Here is a 17,825-nt window from a genome sequence, read left to right as displayed (position 1 = left end):
CATGCATTAAGCCCGTCCATCTTGTTTTCCACGCACCTCGAGGATTACGCAGATCAGCGCAACGACAAGCAACACTACCCCGACGGAACCTAACGCAATGCCTACCATTTCCCTCGAATGACGAAACACCCCGAGAGCCCAGGGGTCAACGAACCACAGGCCTTCCGCGAGTACAACGACACCGATGAGAGCTGCTATCACACCGAAGACGATGGTCCACGCATTTGGTCCGGTTTCCATCGCACGCATGGGCGTGCCGACTGCTTGAGACGAATCTTCTGCATATTTTGCGGCGGCCGGGGACGCATATAACGGAACCTGCCGATCATGGGCACCGCAATCGCTGTACTCCCGATGCATCGTGTCACCCATCAAACCCTGCCCTAGTTCAGGTTTTTCTTCTGCTCCACCAGGCCCGTCGTTGATGCGTCCGCTCCGGGACGATGCGCTTGCATCGGCATCATCCGGGGTGTTGCAAGTTTCACTGATTCCGGATCTCGTTTCCTCATCTCCAGCTAGCTCCATCTGCGCCGCTGTGCCGCCCGCCTGGTTCGATTTCTCGTCAGTCTTCCGACCAAGGGACTCCTCGTTCATTTCTCCGTCCTCCCGTGATTCATTCATCATCGGCTCCTTTCAGGAATATGGATATCGTTGGGGTAGCCCACTTGAACCTGAGCCTGGGCCAATGCCGACACGGTTATGATAAGCTCCGGCCCCTGAGCCGGCATAGCCTCAAATGAATCCATCAAAGACCGCGATCCTCTGGAGTAATCATCGCCATGCTTCCACAAGCTGTAAAAACGCCGGGAAGCGGCATAAGGACTTCCCAGCCTTCTTGCACCCGGCTCACCGACCTGGTTCGCACCCATCACCAATCCGAAATGCCCCAAGCCTCGATGATCCTCGAAATCCCCATCGCCATAATCGCTATAAACGTCGTCGTCCTCGTCATCAGGCGAATCTTTTTGATAATGCTTGGATGACTCCTTGTGCAATGCAGTCACATGTAATTTTCGAGAACCGTCCTTATACGAATAAAGGTTCACGCGGTAGCCGTCATGACGAATGTAAGAACTCACCAGACCCTCGTCCACCGGCGTCAGAACATATGAGCAGCCCTTCGGGAGGGTAACATATACCTGCGCATTGTGGACGGCAAGGTTGATGCGCCCCGTGGGACAACCCGATTTCACGCTGTTGCCGTTCTCCTCCTTTATTTCATGCGTGCCGAAGGTCGTGGCATAGTCGCTCAGATCGACATTGACGATCGAATCGTCGTACGATGCCCCTTGGAAGGCTATTCCCTTCTCCAATTTACGATAGTCAGCGCGACTCGAACCAATGGAATGAACCCCTTGCACGTATTCCTCCGCATACCCATTGACGGCGCCGCGCGTCCCATGAAGAACAACGGCGTAGGCCGAATCCGCGCATATGGCGAAGACGGCGAGCATGGCTACCAAGACGACTATCGGCTTCAATCCACCGGCACGATGCCCGACAACACCTAAAACCACGACCCCCAGCCCCAAGGCCAGGCTCGTCAGCCCTACCGCCACCGATACCAGACGAAGCGAACCCTCCAGATACATGTGATTGGTCACAATCATGTAGACAACCACTCCAGCGACCAGAAACACGAGGCCGAGGGCTCCGAGCGTCAACGCCGGACCTGCAGGGCGGCGGCGCATTCGCTTCGGCTTGCGTGCCTGCTGCGGACGGGAGCGATACGCAGGTTGCGGCGTGGATACGTACGTCGTGCCGAACGGTGGCGCGGTAGGCGCCTGCCAGCCATACGACCCCCTATTGGGGCCTTGGTTCCAGCCGGAGCGCCTCGGGGTCTCGTCGGCACGGGACTCACCACCATACTCGGCCGCGGAAGCGTCACTGGTACCGGTGGAACAGCCTTCCGGCACGGAACAATAGGATTGCCTCGGATATTCGATTCCGGGCTCATGTGCACGGCACGGATCCGAGGCGTTCACCCCCGGCTGCTCGTAGGGAAAGGGATTGCCTGCCGGAGCCATCCGTGGAGCACTTGAGCCGCGCCCATACTCAGGGCCCGGCTCGCCGCCTCCCTGGGGATAAACACCCTTGGGAAAATGACCGCCGCTACTGACCATCACCACAAGCAATACGAATGCAGCCAAAAAAGCGAAGATACCGACACCCGGAACCCAAATCGCAAGCGCGAAGAGAACGAGGACCCCGATGAGTTCGGCCCGCCACTCGCCATGCACCAGATCCTCCGCCAGGATACGACCCGTGTTCGAATCCGGCAGAAGCACCCAAGCCACTGCGTAGAGCATCAGACCCACTCCACAGGCCAAGGACATTGCGAAGACCACAGCACGTACCAGAATCTCACTGATTGCGTAATAATCTGCGATACCCGAACAAACACCACCTATCCACCGGTTGCGCCCCCGCATCAAACCGCTGCGCCTTATCCAATCGAAGAACTTCGCAATCCAGTCGTTGTGCGAACCGGATCGAAGTGGCGGCTGCGGACCGCCACCAGCGGCACCCCGTGGACCGCCTTCGTGCGGAAAACCAGACGCACGGCCATCTTCATTGGGAAAGCCGTCACCCGCGTCGCGTCCACCACTGGCATCGCGTCCACCACTGGCATCACATCCGTCACCCGCGTCGCGTCCACCGTTTGCAAAATTCGATCTCCCGTCATGCGGGGCATCCTTCCGCACGTCGGAATCGTCGTCATCATATTGATCTGTATCGTTCATGCTTCAATTACACCACGCCCTTCACGCCGGAAGGATAGGGGAACACCCTGATTAAACCCTGAAATATGCATGCAATACCTCCCTAATCCCCTGAAAAGGGCACAATGGATGTATGAAGCAAACGAATCAGCATCCGCACGGGCGGCGTGACAAGCAGCGATGGCGCCACCAACGGACCGAGGAACCCACCATGCCGCACGCCGACTTTACCGAAAATCGAAGCACATACGTCGTCGATGGAGCGCCGGAGGGAAATCCGCCTCGACGCCCTCCTTTGATGAGGCCCACCACAGGACGGGTTTTCTGCGGAGTATGCCGAGGGATAAGCCTGCATCTGGGCATCCCCGTGGCCATGGTGAGATTGGCCTTCGTCATCTCCACCCTGTTGTTCAGCGTCGGGGCTGCCGCATATATCTTCCTATGGGTGTTCGTTCCCGTAGGAGACCCGATGGAGGCGTGGAGCCAAACGTTCCGTCGTCCGAACGGTTCCTTCGAAAAGCCTTTGGCCCACGGCAACCTGCCATACTCCTCTTACGGCGACGGCGACCGACCGCAGACTCATACCGGGATTCCGAACGACTCGCCACCACCGGTGCACGCCCCGGAAGAAGCCTCCGACGAGGAGGGCATACAACCTGAGTCGTTCCCGGACCTGGCAGAGGCCATCAAACGTGCACCGAAATCCTCATTGTTCGCATTGGCCGGTTTTGCCGTCATTATCGTCTCCGCGATGATCATGATGAGCCCGCTCCCAATCGGAGCGATTCTGCCCATCATACTGTTCGCCATGGGAATCGCCCTGCCTTGGCTTCATTTCGGTGAGGAGGAAGGGCAACTCCGTTCCATGGCAGTAGGTCTGGTACTGACAATAGCCGCATACGCCTTGTTCATCTTCAACAACATGGATTGGCTTCACCGTTCTCCGGCATACGTCTTCGGTTCCGGGATCGCGTTGCTTGCAGGGGCCGGCGTGGCCATGGCCCCGTGGTTCAACCGACTCATCGAAGACCTTGGCGTGCAACGTGCCCTTAAAGAGCGCGAAGAGGAACGGGCGGATATGACGGCTCACCTGCATGACGGGGTGCTGCAGACACTGGCGTTGATCCAGTTGCATAGCTCTGAACCCCAAACCGTGTTCTCACTGGCACGCGGTCAGGAACGCGATTTGCGCGAATGGCTCTATCAGGAACGCACCCCGCCGGAACGATCGGTAAGTTCAGGAATCAAGGAAATCGCCGCACACATCGAGGACGAATATGGCAAGGCCGTGGACGTGGTGAGTGTCGGTGATGCCATGCCATCTGCGCAGACCGATGCGCTTTTGGACGCTACCGGCCAGGCACTGCTCAATGCCGTGCAACACGGCGGCGAGCCCATATCGGTATACTGCGAGGCCGGCGACGGAAACGTGGACGTGTATGTGCGCGATCATGGCGACGGATTCGACATGCAATCCGTTCCTCCTGACCGTCTGGGAATCCGGGAATCCATTCAGGGACGAATCAGGAGACGAGGCGGCAACGTGGAAATCGTCTCACGGCCGCATTGGGGTACGGAAGTGCGCATGCACATGCCAATCGCAACAGACCCAGCACCCGAGGAGAGCGCAGACAGATTCGAACCACCGGAACAGAAGTGATGCACGGAAACCACCAATTCCAAGTATCTCGACAACAGCGACAGGACATATAATCGGAAGCGAAACAGGAACAGGACAACGACATGGAAAAAGAGACGGCGGCACGTAGGCAGGACGCACGAATCATGGCAATACCGGACATCAACGGCATCGGCGACGACCCAATCAAGCGCAGGACACCGACTGTAGACCATGCCACGAACGACCCGGAAGACGACTCTGCGGACAGAGCCTCCACCGAAACGACCGGACGGCAAATCCGCATAGCGGTCATCGACGATCATGAAATGTTTCGTGCCGGCGTCATCTCGACGTTGAGCTCTTATTTCGAAATCATCGGCCAAGCCGCTGACGTAGACGCTTCTGTGACGATGATCGATCAGACGAAACCCGACGTGGTGCTGCTCGACGTACATGTACCCGGAGGCATGGGTGGCGGCGGAGCGGAGATTCTTGCCCGCGCCCAACCACTCTCCCCTGATTCGGCGTTCCTTGCACTCTCGGTTTCAGACTCGCCCAAGGACGTAGGAGCGGTGATACGTGCCGGCGCTCGGGGTTATGTGACCAAAACCATAAGCGGTAACGACCTGATCGGAGCAATAAGGCAGGTGCACGAAGGCTACGCGGTCTTCTCTCCTAAACTCGCCGGCTTCGTTCTCTCGGCATTCCAGGGCACAGGGCAAGCCGAGCGGGACGACGAGCTCGACAAGCTCTCCGCGCGAGAGCAGGAAGTGATGCGCCTCATAGCACGTGGCTATACATACCGTGAAGTCGCATCGGAATTGTTCATCAGCGTCAAGACCGTGGAGACTCACGTGAGCTCGGTGCTTCATAAACTCCAGCTTTCCAACCGAAGCGAACTGACCAGGTGGGCCGCCGACCGCCGCATCGTATGACCAACGCGGAAACCGGTCATCGCCACTGCGCGCACGACTAATCCGAATACCCGCCATCGCCGTTTCCGTGCAAAAGCTGATCGTGGCCGGCACTAGCCATTGCCGGCACCGGCCACATGTACTCAGTCGATTCAGGCACGGTGCAGGTACGCCTTGCCGCATCTTTGGCTCCCGCCGTGCAACGCTCAGGGAGGAATCGACGGCATAGCGACGTCTCCGTCACGGATGCCACGAGCACCCTGACAAAAGCCGAAGGTCACGGCTTCATCGCGGCATGGCGGAAACAACCCAAGTCAAGTTTCACCCAAAAGCCATGCAAGCCCGGGCTACTGCGGAGGGAACACCACTGCTGGCTTGCATTCATGGGGACCGACCGGCTCCAGCAAGGCCACCACTTCACCACCGGCATCCGGCACGTACGCCGCACAGAGGCCATTCACAGGACGTTCCAGCCTACGTCCGTAGCGCAGGCCCCTTGCTTCATCGTCGTTAATGCGCAACACGGGCATGATCGCCTTGACCACTTCAAGCATGGACAGGCTTCGCGCCAGCAATTCCTCGCGGTCGACCGGGAGCACGGCACGGTTCCTGGTGACGTTTTCTCCCTGACGATCGGTGAATGAGCGAGGCTCGGCAGACGCACGGACCACGCTCCGCCCAGCGACGCCGAACTTTCCGATTCGCGTGCGCCGAAGACTGACCAGGTGCCCGCCAACCCCGAGAAGCTCACCCAGATCTCGTCCCAAAGAGCGAATATACGTGCCGGCCGAACAGACGACCCTCACCGAAACATCCACCACGGACGTCCGAACGCCATGCTGACCTTGAACGTTTCCCGCTACGGCCTCCTTCATGGCGGCATCAAGGACGGTGAATTCGTCAATGGTGACATCCCTCGCCTTCAACTCGACCTGCTCGCCCGAACGGGCCAAATCATAAGCTCGCCTGCCATTGACTTTGATGGCGGAATATTTGCTCGGGACCTGTTTGATGTCACCGGTCAAGCGGGAGGAGATGACACGCTCGATCAGCTCCCTCGACACCGTGTGCATGGCAGCACCCGACCCAACCGCGGCAAGCGGACGCCCTTCATCTCCCTCGGCCGATACACCCAATGAAGATACCGACATATCATCACGACCATCCGCCAATACAACGGGAACGCACGCCATGATGCGTCCATCGGCATCATCCGTATCGGTCGTCTGCCCCAATCGAATCGTGGCCTCGTATGTTTTGTCATGATCGACGATGTAGTTAAGCAAGCGTGTCGCCTGCCCAAAGCCTACGACCAGCGCACCAGTAGCCATGGGATCGAGCGTGCCGGCATGACCCACGCGACGCAGATGCAATACGGACCGTACTGCCGCAACCACATCATGGCTGGTAACCCCCTGCGGTTTGTCGATGACGATGATGCCCGAAGGCTCGCCGGAACCTGGCCTACCCAAGAGAGGAAAAGCCCGTCTGCGCCGATGCATCATACGCCGCAGGTCGGGCGTCACCGGCATCGTCGGTAGAAGCGCCCGCGGCGCCATTCATACGTTCGACACCTCTGGCATCGTCATCATCGGAACCAGCGGCCTGAGCACGAGACCACTCATCGCCATAATCGGCATCATCTCCGTCAACGCTTTCATATTGTGGCTCAAAGTCCTCGGCGGTACGTACACGAGGATGCTCGTAGGGATCCTGCTCGCCGGCGTATTGCGCATTCTGACGCGACTTTTCGATCTCCTCATCGCGTTTGCGAGCCACAGTGAGAATGTCTTCGATTTCATGGGCTTCGCTGGGCACCTCATCGTAAATGAACTGCAGCTTCGGCGTCAACCGCAAGCCTGCCTTGGAACCCACCAAGGAACGCAGTTTCCCCGTCGCCTGACGCAACGCCTGCTGCGCACGTTTGCGCTCGCCCTGCTCCTTGCCGGCATCTGCGAGCTGCGTCCAGTAAACCCTGGCAATCTGCAGATCACCCGTCACCCTCACATCGGTAATGGTCACGCCCGCCAGACGCTTGTCGTGCAATTGATGCTCGACCGTCTGTGCGATGACGCGTTGAATGAGTGCCGCGATACGCGCGGCGCGTGGATTCGTTCCAGCCATAATTACCCCTCATGTCCATCCGATGCCACATGCAAACGGACATCCGTGCCTATTGAAACAACCGTCGTCAAGTTCAGGTATTCCCGATGTACACTCGTCATAATACCGAACCAGTTCAACCAATTGCATGTTCTGAAGCCACTTTTGCCGCAATCGACGGAGGGAACACCGATTCCGGACGTCCTGTTCCGGTCTGACCTCAGACACGACTGGATTCATATCGTGAACCCACACCAATCTGACGGACCACGACCAATCGCGTTGTGGCGAATGCGGCTCGGCTGCCAATATATGAATGCGAGGCCGTGCAGCGCCTGTGGCGCACCGTCAAGACTTCCCCTCGGCCCCCATGTTCCTTACACGGCAAAAGAAACGGCCGCCCCGCGCAAGTCCGCACGGCGTGTACGGAGGTGCGAAGGAGCGGCCGCTGAAATCATTTCCGCTCGATTTCCTTCATTTCGAAGGTCTCGATGATGTCCCCAACCTCAATGTCGTTGAAGGACCCGAGGTTGATGCCGGCCTCGTAGCCTTCCTTGACGGACTGCACGTCGTCCTTGAAACGACGCAGCGAGGATATCTCCAGATCGTTGACCGTGGCCACGCCATTGCGCAAGATGCGCGCCTTCGTGCCACGCTTGACTTCGCCATCCTGCACCATGACGCCGGCGATGTTGCCGAACTTGGAGGAACGGAATATCTCGCGGATCTCGGAATGCGAGGTAGTGACCTCTTCAAACTCCGGCTTGAGCATACCTTTGAGGGATGCCTCAATGTCCTCGATGGCCTTGTAGATGATCGAGTAGTACTTGATCTCCACGCCTTCACGTTCCGCGAGGTCCGCGACCTGACGGTTGGGACGCACGTTGAAGCCGATGATGACGGCCTTGTCGACCGTGGCCAGGTTCACATCGTTCTGCGTGATGGCACCAACGCCACGATGGATGACCTGGATACCCACCTCGTCGCCGACGTCGATCTTCATCAAGGAATCTTCCAGCGCCTCGACGGAACCGGAGGAATCGCCCTTGATGACGATGTTGAGCATATCAACCTCGGACTTGGCGAACTGTTCCTTAAGGCTTTCCAGCGAGACGATCTTGCGCCGCTTGGCCAACTGTGCCGCTCGCTCGGAAGCTTCGCGTTTCTCTGCGATCTGACGGGCCGTACGGTCATCAGGAGCCACTAGGAAGAGGTCTCCCGCACTCGGCACGCTCGTCAGACCCAAAACCTGCACGGGTGTGGAAGGCGTGGCCTTATCCATCTGCTCGCCGTTCTCGTCGAGCATGGCACGCACACGTCCGTAAGAGGTTCCAGCCACAATGGCGTCACCGACATGAAGCGTGCCTGACTGAACGAGAACGGTCGCCACTGCACCACGGCCTTTGTCAAGCCGCGCCTCAATGGTGGCCCCCCTTGCATCCATGTCCGGATTGGCTTTCAGATCCAAGGAAGCGTCAGCCGTGAGCAGAACCGCTTCAAGCAGCTTATCTACGTTGGTCCCGAGTTTGGCGGAAATGTCCACGAACATGGTATCGCCGCCGTACTCCTCGGGAACCAGACCGAATTCCGTCAGCTGACCACGCACCTTTTCAGGATTCGCGCCATCCACGTCGATTTTGTTGACCGCAACCACAATCGGCACGTTAGCCGCCTTCGCATGGTTGATGGCCTCGACGGTCTGAGGCATCACGCCATCATCCGCAGCCACGACCACGATGGCAATATCGGTCACTTCCGCGCCGCGGGCACGCATGGCGGTGAACGCCTCGTGGCCTGGTGTGTCGAGGAACGTGATCTTGCGAGGCTGCCCCTCTAGATTCACGGTGACCTGGTAGGCACCGATGCGCTGCGTGATGCCTCCTGCTTCACGAGCGACGACGTTGGTCTTACGAATCGTGTCAAGCAGCCGGGTCTTGCCGTGATCGACATGGCCCATGACAGTGACCACCGGCGGACGTGGCTTCAGATCCTTGTCGTCCTGAAGACCTTCCTCGTCAAGGTTGATGTCGAACTGCTGAAGTAGCTCCTTGTCCTCTTCCTCAGCGGAAACTATCTTGATATTCCATCCGATTTCCTCGCCTAGAATCTGGAAGGTAGCCTCATCCAGGGACTGTGTGGCCGTGGCCATTTCGCCCAGATGGAACATGACGGTTACCAGCGCGGCCGGATTCACGTTGATTTTCTCGGCCAAGTCAGCGAGCGTAGCGCCTTGGCGCAGCTTGATGGTCTTGCCGTTGCCGGTCGGGATGCGTACACCGCCGATTGTAGGAGCTTTGATTTCCTCATAATCCTGGCGTTTTGCAAGCCTGTTCTTACGTGCTCTTGATGACTTGCCGCCTTGTCGCCCGAATGCACCGGCAGCGCCGCCACGTCCACGGCCGCCGCCACGGGAAGGACCATGCGACTGACCGCCCTGGAAACCGGCACCCGCTTCGGATCCACCGAACCGATTGCCGCCACGGCCTTGTGAGCCACCTGCACCAGCTCCCTGGCCCGGACGATTATGGCCCCACTGGCCAGCACGCGGTGCCCCGCCCTGACGTCCGTTGCGGAAACCGCCACGTCCGCCGTTCTCGGAGTTGCCACGGCCACCGCGGCCGTTGCCCACGGTCGGGCGAGCCATTGGATGTGGACGCGGTATGTCACCCGGCACAGGTACGTGCATACCCTGCTTGCGGCTGAAGGGATTGTTCCCCGGTCGTGGACCCGACGCCGTATGCGGATGGCCAGGCGTAGCTCCCGTGCGCGATCCGGAATGCTGCCCCGGCGTAGCCGTACGGGATGCCCCGTTAGGGAAGTGCTGACGCGAACTGCCTTCATTCTGTCCCGGACGATGCGGGCGTTCACGCTGCTGTGGTCCCGGACGACCTGCGGCGTTCCTGCCGCCCTCGGCACGGTCGCCACCACGTGTACCTTGCGTGGAACGGGAATGCTGTCCCGGTTTTGCGGGGAAATTCGCACCACTCGAAAATGCCGGTGCGTCAGACCTCCGTGGAACCGCATGGCCCTCGGTTTGCTTCGCTGTTGCCGGCGCATTCCGCCGTTCTTGTCCATCCGCTGGTTTTGGCGTCGGATGCGACGCGGAAGGCTGATCGGCGCCCTTCCGTTCGGCACCTGGTTTCACACTGCCGTGGCCGGAAGCGGGCTTGGCCGATGTCTTGTGACCGGAATCCGCTGAAGATCCGGAATCCTTCTTGGGAAAGGCATTCATCAACTTCCTGACCACAGGTGCCTCAATGGTCGAGGACGGAGCCTTCACGAACTCCCCCATGTCCTTCAATTTGCTCATGACAGTTTTGCTGTCCACGCCAAGATCCTTGGCTAGTTCATATACGCGCTTTTTAGGCACTCAGTTTCTCCTCAATCTGATGGCCGCGCGTACATACGCGGTCAATATTCGATGACGGCGAGCTTACTCTGACTCATCGTGCGACCATGATCGTGTTACCTCGTCTCTGCCGTTGCAGGCGCACATTACGCCCACTTCCGGATTCCCATATCAAGCATACTCGTGGCTGTGGATTGACCGTGATGCAATTCCTCATCAGGAAGCGACATGATCAAAGCACTTGGCCAGTCCTCGACCTAACCCTGGTCGACTGCTGAATCTTGCGTCTGCTCGGCGATGGAGACCTGTGCCTTTTCGGCCTTGACCTTCGCATCATGGGTCTGCGAGCTTTCGATGCCTATTTTCCAGCCGGTGAGCTTCGCCGCAAGACGTGCGTTCTGCCCTTCTTTGCCGATGGCCAAGGACAGCTGGTCGTCGTGAATGTACGCAACGGCGGTTTTGTTCTTCTCGCTGACGATGTCAACACCCGTGGCGACGGCCGGAGACAGGGCCGCGGCCACGAATTTCGCGGGATCCTTCGACCAATCCACGATGTCGATCTTTTCGGAACCAAGGTTCTCCATGACGGCACGCACACGGGTACCGCCGGGGCCGATCAGCGCGCCCTTGGGATTAACTCCTTCAGTGTTAGCACGCACCGCAATCTTCGTTCGCGCGCCCGCTTCCCGCGCTATCGCCATGATGGAAACCGCACCGGAGACAAGCTCCGGCACTTCACGTTCGAACAGTTTGCGCACCAGTTCAGGATGTGATCGCGAAACCACAATCTCAGGCCCCTTGAGTCCACGGCTCACGGTGACGACGTACACACGCAACCGCTCCCCGTGCCGGTATCGCTCACCGGGAACCTGCTCACGCCGAGGAAGAATAGCCTCTACATCACCAACCGCTACATGGACGTTGTCGGAGTCCTTGCTGTCCTGCTGCACCACTCCAGTGATCAGGTTGCCCTTTTGCCCCGCGAAAGCCCCTAGTACCCTCTCGTCTTCGGCGTCTCGGAAAAGCTGACGTATGACCTGGCGCGCGGTGGAAGCGGCAAGACGCCCGAAATCATCGGGGGTGTCGTCATACTCTTCACCCAGTTCAGGGCGTGGATGTGGATTGTCTTCGGTTGGAGCCACCGGCTTTTCGTCCCTGGCCCAGATCGTGAAAGTTCCAGCGCGTTCGTCAAGTTCCACACGCGCATGTGGTGATGCGTGAAGCGTTTTGCTGTACGCAAGCAGCAGCGCCTCGGTCAATGCGTCGTCAAGCGTCGCAGAGTCGATGCCCTGCTCCGCCGCGAGTTGATGAATACCTGTCAGGTCCAGTTCCATGGTCGCCGAGACCTCCTATATGAAATTATCCCGTTTGAAATTATCTTCCGTCGGACACCGCATAGGATGCCGACACACACTATCCGAACCCAATTCGGATGGTTACAGCAACGTATCAGTCTATGACATTGCGCAGACAAGGAAGAGCCGTGTACTACCGTCATGCACGATAGGAACGACTGAGTCATATGCGGGTAAATCATAGTCATCTAGCCAGCGACGAACGCTCAACTGGCACCGAACGCACTACCGCCTGAACCGCCTCCGGAGCCACCGAAACCGACACCGGAAAAACCACCACCGGAGCCACCAGAGAAGAAACCTCCCGAGGCACCGCCGCTTTCAGGTGACGAAGCAGCGGAAACGGACTGCCATAGCACACCGAAGCCTGTGGAAAGTTGCGTCCCCATAGCCGACAGCAGGGAGCCACCTGCGTGCGCCACACTCGAACCCGCTGTGGCGACTGACCATGGATTCGAGGCGTTCGCCGAATTGGAATCAACCAAAGCGGCATGTGAGAGCATCCCATACAACGGGGAAAGTGGAGCCGCATTCATATTTTTTGCGGCACCGACGATCGAGTTGACCTTAGAGAGCAGAAGCACGGCTTTGTCAGAAATGCCGAACGCCGTGGCATAGACCAGATAATCACCCCAGAGTACCATATCAGGTACGTCAAGATCGGTGAAGTCACTGAAGTCATTAAGGTATCGAACCAAACCCAGCACTTTCACCGCTTGCATATGACCAGCGTCAGTAAGCTTGAATTCCATGGAGAATGCTTTGGCGAAAACCGCCAGGCTTATGACCAGGGAGGTGCACATCGCACCGAAAAGCGGGGCGGTGTATTCGAATACCGTGTTGTACACCATGACGATAGCGAAAGCGGCAAAGAACGCAAGGGTGGTGAGCGCGAACACGCCTCGGCCACATGGCTTCGACAGATTCAACGCAGTGTACTCATTGTAAATGGACATCTTGTATTTACGCACCAATAAATTCGCCTTGGGGTTCGCCTTCAGGTCGGAGTTGAACTGCGCAAGGTCGAATGAAACCGGCAAGTGACGACCCTCGACATCCATGAACAATTCGAGCAAAGCCTCTTCGCTTTCGTACAGGTGCAAGGATGATCTGTGGCTTTCACATACAGGAAGAAGGGTCAACGTGAAGTCGCTTTTGTCTGAATCATCGAAATCAGTTTTATGGTCACGTATCCAAACCTCTGCCCCAGCAGGGCTTATTGAAACCAAATCGACGCCTTTGTAGCGCTCGGCCTTTCCTGGATGAATAGCGACGGCCTTCTTTTGTATCAACGACATGAGGGTTGCCGACATCTGCTTGAATTCCAAAGGCACCCCACCTGCACCGTCCGAGGAAAGCACTTCAAACAGCCGCGCCGCCGCTGATGGGCTGATGTCTGGTATATCCCTCCAATAGTCGAGATCATCAGGGAATTTCATCCTCACGTTTCCCCGCACGGATATAACCAAGTCGGCCATGGCCAACAACACACTCAAAAGGAGGATGCCAATGAAGGGGAAGAGCCGCATTCTTACGACTTGCTGGTACTGCCTTTGCTCGCCTCTTTCGTCGTCCATGATGCGTTGCTTCGCCAAGTCAACTCCTGTGCGGGCCATATCCTTCGAATAATCACCCGAAAACATACCCACGAAGTCAAGGTGCCTCTTCCCATGAATGTTTTCTGCGCTGAAATGCACCGTACCGTCTGGATCCTGCCTGATCCGCGAGGGACCGTCATAATGTAACCAAGCCCAAGAATCCTTGGAAGTAACACCTGGAGGCATCTTCACCGTAGCGTTGACCTTCTTGATGGGAGCCGTATTACCGTCTCCGACCGGCTCCCATTTAAGATAAGCGACATCGGGACTGGCCGTGCACACGCCTTTGAAAGTCATGGCGATATCGAATTTCATACTATCGGCGGTCATGGTAGTCGGGATATTCAGCACCAAATCCACAGTGGCATTATCACGTGGACGGGAGATTTCGGAACGTTGATGCTCGGACTGTGTCGTTCCATTGGCATCTCTGTACCCTGGATGATTCAAGGCATTCAAATAATCAGGATTCCAACTTTGCTGCCCACTTCCGGTCAGCGCACCATCCGTCGGTTCCACGCCGGCGGCCCCCTTGGTTTTGGTTGTTAACCCCATCGTATCCGTGCCCCTGTCGATGAGTCTTACTTGGGCAGGGTCATAAGGTGCGTCCGTTAACGTGGTATCGACAAGGTACCAGTGGCCCGCATAGTCCGCATCCCATATCCGATCATCCATGTACTCGTTCGGATCCGGCATTCCCTTTTCGGTATAGCGTTTTTTGGTGGTGGCATTGGTGACCGTCACATCGTTTATGGCCATGAGGCTGCCGGCATCAAGCTTGAAACTCTGATTCAGATGATGCCACGGCTCAGTTACATTGTGCTCAGTATTTTGCCCCAACCTGACGTCCACATGCTCCACGACACGCATATCGCCGTTCTCAAGTACCTTCACATCATAGTCAAGGGAGTTGTAGCTCACTGGCGGGGGAACAAAGACCTTGAAATCTATAATAGCAAAACAGCCAAAGATCAGCAGCCCAACTGACAAACCCACGGCTAGCGCACCTTCGAATCGGCGCCTGCTCATGGCAATCCGAGGCTTATCGAGCCAAAGGCCAAACCAAGTCTTCTTCGATTTTTTCATGTCTCCCATACCCCTCCACAACTACCACAAGTTTCCATTCGCAGGCGCCGTCGATATTTGTGCTCGCCTGCATTTCACTTGCTTGGCCCAGTTTCGCCACCTGACCATCGTCAGAACTCAACATGCACGTTTTGGCGGCTTTCATCGTCGACGTGGAAGTACTGTTCATGAGCGAAACGGAACACCGAAGCCATGATATTGCCCGGCACCTTCCCGATCTCGGTATCGTACCTGAGCACCGTATCGTTATAGAACTGACGCGCGTAGGCGATTCCCCGCCCCAGCCGCGCAAGCCGGCCCTGCACGTCAAGGAAGTTCCGGCTCGCCTTGAGAACGGGGTAAGCCTCCGCGGTGGCCGTCAGGTCCATCAACGCCCCAGTGAGCCCGTTTTCAGCCTGAACACAGTCCGCCGCTCCGGCGTTCGCGTCATTCGCCGAAGCCACCGCCTTGGCACGAGCGGCCGTGACGGTTTCCAACACGATTGACTCATGCGCCGCATAGCCCTTCACGATCTGAACAAGATTCGGCACAAGATCGGCACGCTGCCTGAGCAGCACACCAATCCGGGCCCATCCGTTGCCCACGCGATTGCGCAGCGTCACCAAACCGTTATAAACGCCAATGGCCCACACAAGAACGATGACGACCAGCACCACCAGCACGACAGCCCCTACACCCATCATCGACTCTCCTCCTGAAACAACCTCGTCAATCAAAGCCATCATACCAAAACAACACCGTCACCACGGACGGATGCCAATATGCAAACTCCCATACAAGGACGACCCACCAACAGCAGCCGAAACACCCCAACACACCTCGACCACAAAACACTCCCCAGCCTAAAACGACATGAACCGGACCGCCATCGAAGCGGCGGCACAAAGGAAAATCAAAAGTCCCCTACAATACCGTTGAACATGAAGTGACGTCAGTGTCAAAGGAAAAGGCCGGATACCTGGCGGTGGATGGCGTACGTACCTCGCCCAAGCGGGGCCGAGCACAGAACGGGGTCGTTGGAGACCAAGCAAAGCCACAATAGTCGGGAATACCATACAGAACGGTAACAATCAACTGCCTAATCAGTGGCAATGAGAACAACCTTTATGACGGATTTCGATCATCCTTTTCCTGATTGAAATGCAGCTTACCAACTCCATGACGTCTATTGACTATCAAGCCGTTTGTTCATCCTTTCGTAAGCTCGTACATGATCCTCTGCTTGTTCATCTTTCAAAGACTACTTAAACAGATTCATCGCAATGGCCTGCCGCTTCTCCTATTGTGCCAAATTTTTCGGCTTCAACCAGATACCAAACACCGCATCGATAGAGTCACCACAAACGTAAGCGCCAAATTCTGACGCAAAAACAACATTGATACGGTGAAAGCGACGATTGCGAAAATAACCGTTTCCAAAACCACCAAAACCAACCATCTGGATAGTCCGTATGTTGTACATGTTGTACATTGCGGAATAGTCATTAAGCCAAACTTGTGGTATACATGCGATAGCGTTGCTTCCCATGGCCAATAGTATTAATGCATCAATGGAGCAATCGAGCCTACTGCACTTTACAAACAGGATAAGTACCATTACCTCCGCAATACCCTATACGACACCCATCGTCAGCCTGCCAATCAATCTGTATTGAAAAGCAATAGGAACCCAGCTACCGCCAGATTTCATTTTTCTTTCTCCCCTGAAACAAAAGCAAACTTTATAGTGAACGGATACCTTCATCTATTCAATATGCAGGTTTAAACCCGACGCAACACCATTTTCAAAAAATCAACAAACATGTAAAAATGAAACAGAGAATCAGCACACACGGAGTTCCCCGAGCAACCGTATTCGAAAACAACGAGTTACACCTATTCTGAACACCTTGGAATACCGGTAGATAATTGGCTGGCTGACTCCCCAGCTCTTGCGATTTGTATCGTTGACACATCGGGGTTGTCCTACACATAGTCTCAGACCGTCACCCCTTGGCCCTGCCGCCACTGGCCGACCCTGGTGCCTTCGGACCCATCGATGTTCTGCGCGGCACGGGCACGTGCCAAGTAGACGACTTGTTTTCTGTAGTTGCATCAACCGACGGTCCTCGAAGGAACGGATGGTGTGCGACTACCTAGACGCTCACCCCGGTGTCTCGCCCACCACGGCTGCACGCGACGTCGGTGTCAACAGGCCCACCATCTACAAAGTACGGCGACACAGATAAGGTAAAGAGACCACACCCGAACAAACCCCAAGGCTACAGTGGGAAACCAGCAACCATCAACCAGCAACAGGAAATACACTGACGATCTCGTGAATTACTCACAATCGAAAATCATCAGCTGCATGTGCTAAAACAGATTGAAAAGACTGTTTTTATAACATGTCACTGAAGCTTTTTGGTTGTGGATAACTCATATGGTCGTTGGTGTTTGGTGGTCAGTCATCATTGCTATGGTTCGTGTTGTCCTGGTTTTCAGTTTTGGTTCTTCGGGCTCCTCGTTCGCCCGTCTCGTGTGCACTTTTGGTTAGGATGCGCATGACTTCGTAGATGTCGTCGGCGCCGCCGCCTCCATGAGCAGCTTGTTCATCTCGCGTTGCACCGCCTTCTCCCGTAAAGGTCTCGGCCTTCCCTGCTCCCCATGCGCTCTTGTGCGGCGTCTGGAGCCGTGCTTGCGTGCGACACCACACTGACCCCGACGCCTCCAGCTCGTCGTCGGAGGGGCGGCGTCCAATGCCGGCTATCTTGTATTGCATTCACATCATAGCCCATGCTCACTCGTTTGTTTTCACGTTTTCGACACAAAAACTCTATTAGTCTGAATGGCATGGGGACGACGATTAGAAGCAACGAGAGTGACGCGACAGCGCACGCCAATGCGTTTATGCACGCCTCCGGCGGGCTGTCCAGGTCGGCAGGCTCGCCGGTGCCCGACACGTTCGCCGGACACCTGCCGATGCTCGCCACGGCGTGCCAGTCAATGGCCAAGCTGGACGCCGACCTGCGCAGGCAGGCCGCCGCGTACGCGGCGCGCGGCCATGACGTGAAAGCAGTGCATGTGCAACTGCACG

14 protein-coding genes are annotated in these 17,825 nt (G+C 56.8%); 3 read left to right on the top strand and 11 right to left on the bottom strand.

Annotated elements, in window-relative coordinates; genetic code table 11:
* Positions 1 to 6: 6 nt before the first annotated feature.
* Together BBOMB_RS00065 and BBOMB_RS00060 are read right to left on the bottom strand one after the other, a co-directional pair.
* A complete protein-coding gene (locus tag BBOMB_RS00065; RefSeq protein ID WP_152570155.1) occupies positions 7 to 624 on the bottom strand; it encodes a hypothetical protein in 618 nt (205 codons plus the stop codon).
* Entirely contained in the window at positions 621 to 2,744 is a 2,124-nt protein-coding gene (locus BBOMB_RS00060; protein WP_052377299.1) for a PspC domain-containing protein, read from the bottom strand. The genes BBOMB_RS00065 and BBOMB_RS00060 overlap by 4 nt, the downstream gene beginning before the upstream one ends.
* A gap of 112 nt (positions 2,745 to 2,856) precedes the next feature.
* Between BBOMB_RS00060 and BBOMB_RS00055 the strand changes: the two genes are divergently transcribed.
* Together BBOMB_RS00055 and BBOMB_RS00050 are read left to right on the top strand one after the other, a co-directional pair.
* Positions 2,857 to 4,383: an ATP-binding protein gene (locus BBOMB_RS00055; RefSeq protein WP_238549831.1), complete on the top strand. Its 1,527-nt coding sequence runs from the start codon at positions 2,857 to 2,859 to the stop codon at positions 4,381 to 4,383.
* An 83-nt stretch (positions 4,384 to 4,466) separates the two neighbouring features.
* Positions 4,467 to 5,279: a LuxR C-terminal-related transcriptional regulator gene (locus tag BBOMB_RS00050; protein ID WP_269146607.1), complete on the top strand. Its 813-nt coding sequence runs from the start codon at positions 4,467 to 4,469 to the stop codon at positions 5,277 to 5,279.
* A gap of 37 nt (positions 5,280 to 5,316) precedes the next feature.
* On the opposite strand, the gene BBOMB_RS07975 is transcribed toward BBOMB_RS00050, so the two are convergent.
* The 9 genes from BBOMB_RS07975 to BBOMB_RS00010 form a co-directional block, all read right to left on the bottom strand.
* Positions 5,317 to 5,511 (bottom strand): hypothetical protein, encoded by a 195-nt coding sequence (locus BBOMB_RS07975; RefSeq protein WP_152570156.1) that lies wholly within the window; start codon positions 5,509 to 5,511, stop codon positions 5,317 to 5,319.
* Between the two features lie 94 nt (positions 5,512 to 5,605).
* Complete coding sequence (locus BBOMB_RS00045; RefSeq protein ID WP_044087773.1) at positions 5,606 to 6,760, bottom strand: tRNA pseudouridine synthase B; 1,155 nt, start codon at positions 6,758 to 6,760, stop codon at positions 5,606 to 5,608.
* On the bottom strand, positions 6,723 to 7,382 hold the full coding sequence (gene rbfA, locus BBOMB_RS00040) for a 30S ribosome-binding factor RbfA (protein WP_044087735.1): 660 nt from the start codon (positions 7,380 to 7,382) through the stop codon (positions 6,723 to 6,725). Before rbfA ends, BBOMB_RS00045 begins: the two co-directional genes overlap by 38 nt.
* 433 nt (positions 7,383 to 7,815) lie before the next feature.
* On the bottom strand, positions 7,816 to 10,593 hold the full coding sequence (gene infB / locus BBOMB_RS00035) for a translation initiation factor IF-2 (protein WP_414133056.1): 2,778 nt from the start codon (positions 10,591 to 10,593) through the stop codon (positions 7,816 to 7,818).
* A gap of 374 nt (positions 10,594 to 10,967) precedes the next feature.
* Positions 10,968 to 12,044, bottom strand: coding sequence for a transcription termination factor NusA (nusA, locus tag BBOMB_RS00030; protein ID WP_044087737.1), 1,077 nt, complete (start codon positions 12,042 to 12,044; stop codon positions 10,968 to 10,970).
* A gap of 227 nt (positions 12,045 to 12,271) precedes the next feature.
* The gene (locus tag BBOMB_RS00025) at positions 12,272 to 14,758 is read right to left on the bottom strand and encodes a DUF2207 domain-containing protein (RefSeq protein WP_044087738.1); all 2,487 of its coding nucleotides are present in this window, start codon (positions 14,756 to 14,758) and stop codon (positions 12,272 to 12,274) included.
* Positions 14,759 to 14,859: 101 nt separating this feature from the next.
* Positions 14,860 to 15,474, bottom strand: a complete 615-nt coding sequence (locus tag BBOMB_RS00020; RefSeq protein WP_414133039.1) for a LemA family protein — start codon at positions 15,472 to 15,474, stop codon at positions 14,860 to 14,862.
* Between the two features lie 554 nt (positions 15,475 to 16,028).
* A complete protein-coding gene (locus tag BBOMB_RS07970) occupies positions 16,029 to 16,187 on the bottom strand; it encodes a hypothetical protein (RefSeq protein WP_156097115.1) in 159 nt (52 codons plus the stop codon).
* Positions 16,188 to 17,192: 1,005 nt separating this feature from the next.
* Entirely contained in the window at positions 17,193 to 17,510 is a 318-nt protein-coding gene (locus BBOMB_RS00010) for a hypothetical protein (protein ID WP_044087740.1), read from the bottom strand.
* Between the two features lie 71 nt (positions 17,511 to 17,581).
* Between BBOMB_RS00010 and BBOMB_RS00005 the strand changes: the two genes are divergently transcribed.
* A partial coding sequence (locus tag BBOMB_RS00005) for a hypothetical protein (protein WP_156097114.1) occupies positions 17,582 to 17,825 on the top strand: 244 nt, incomplete at its 3' end.

Source organism: Bifidobacterium bombi DSM 19703, assembly GCF_000737845.1.
GTDB lineage: Bacteria > Actinomycetota > Actinomycetes > Actinomycetales > Bifidobacteriaceae > Bifidobacterium > Bifidobacterium bombi.
The sequence above is the reverse complement of the archived record's forward strand: the minus strand, read 5'-3'. Positions and strand labels throughout refer to the sequence as shown.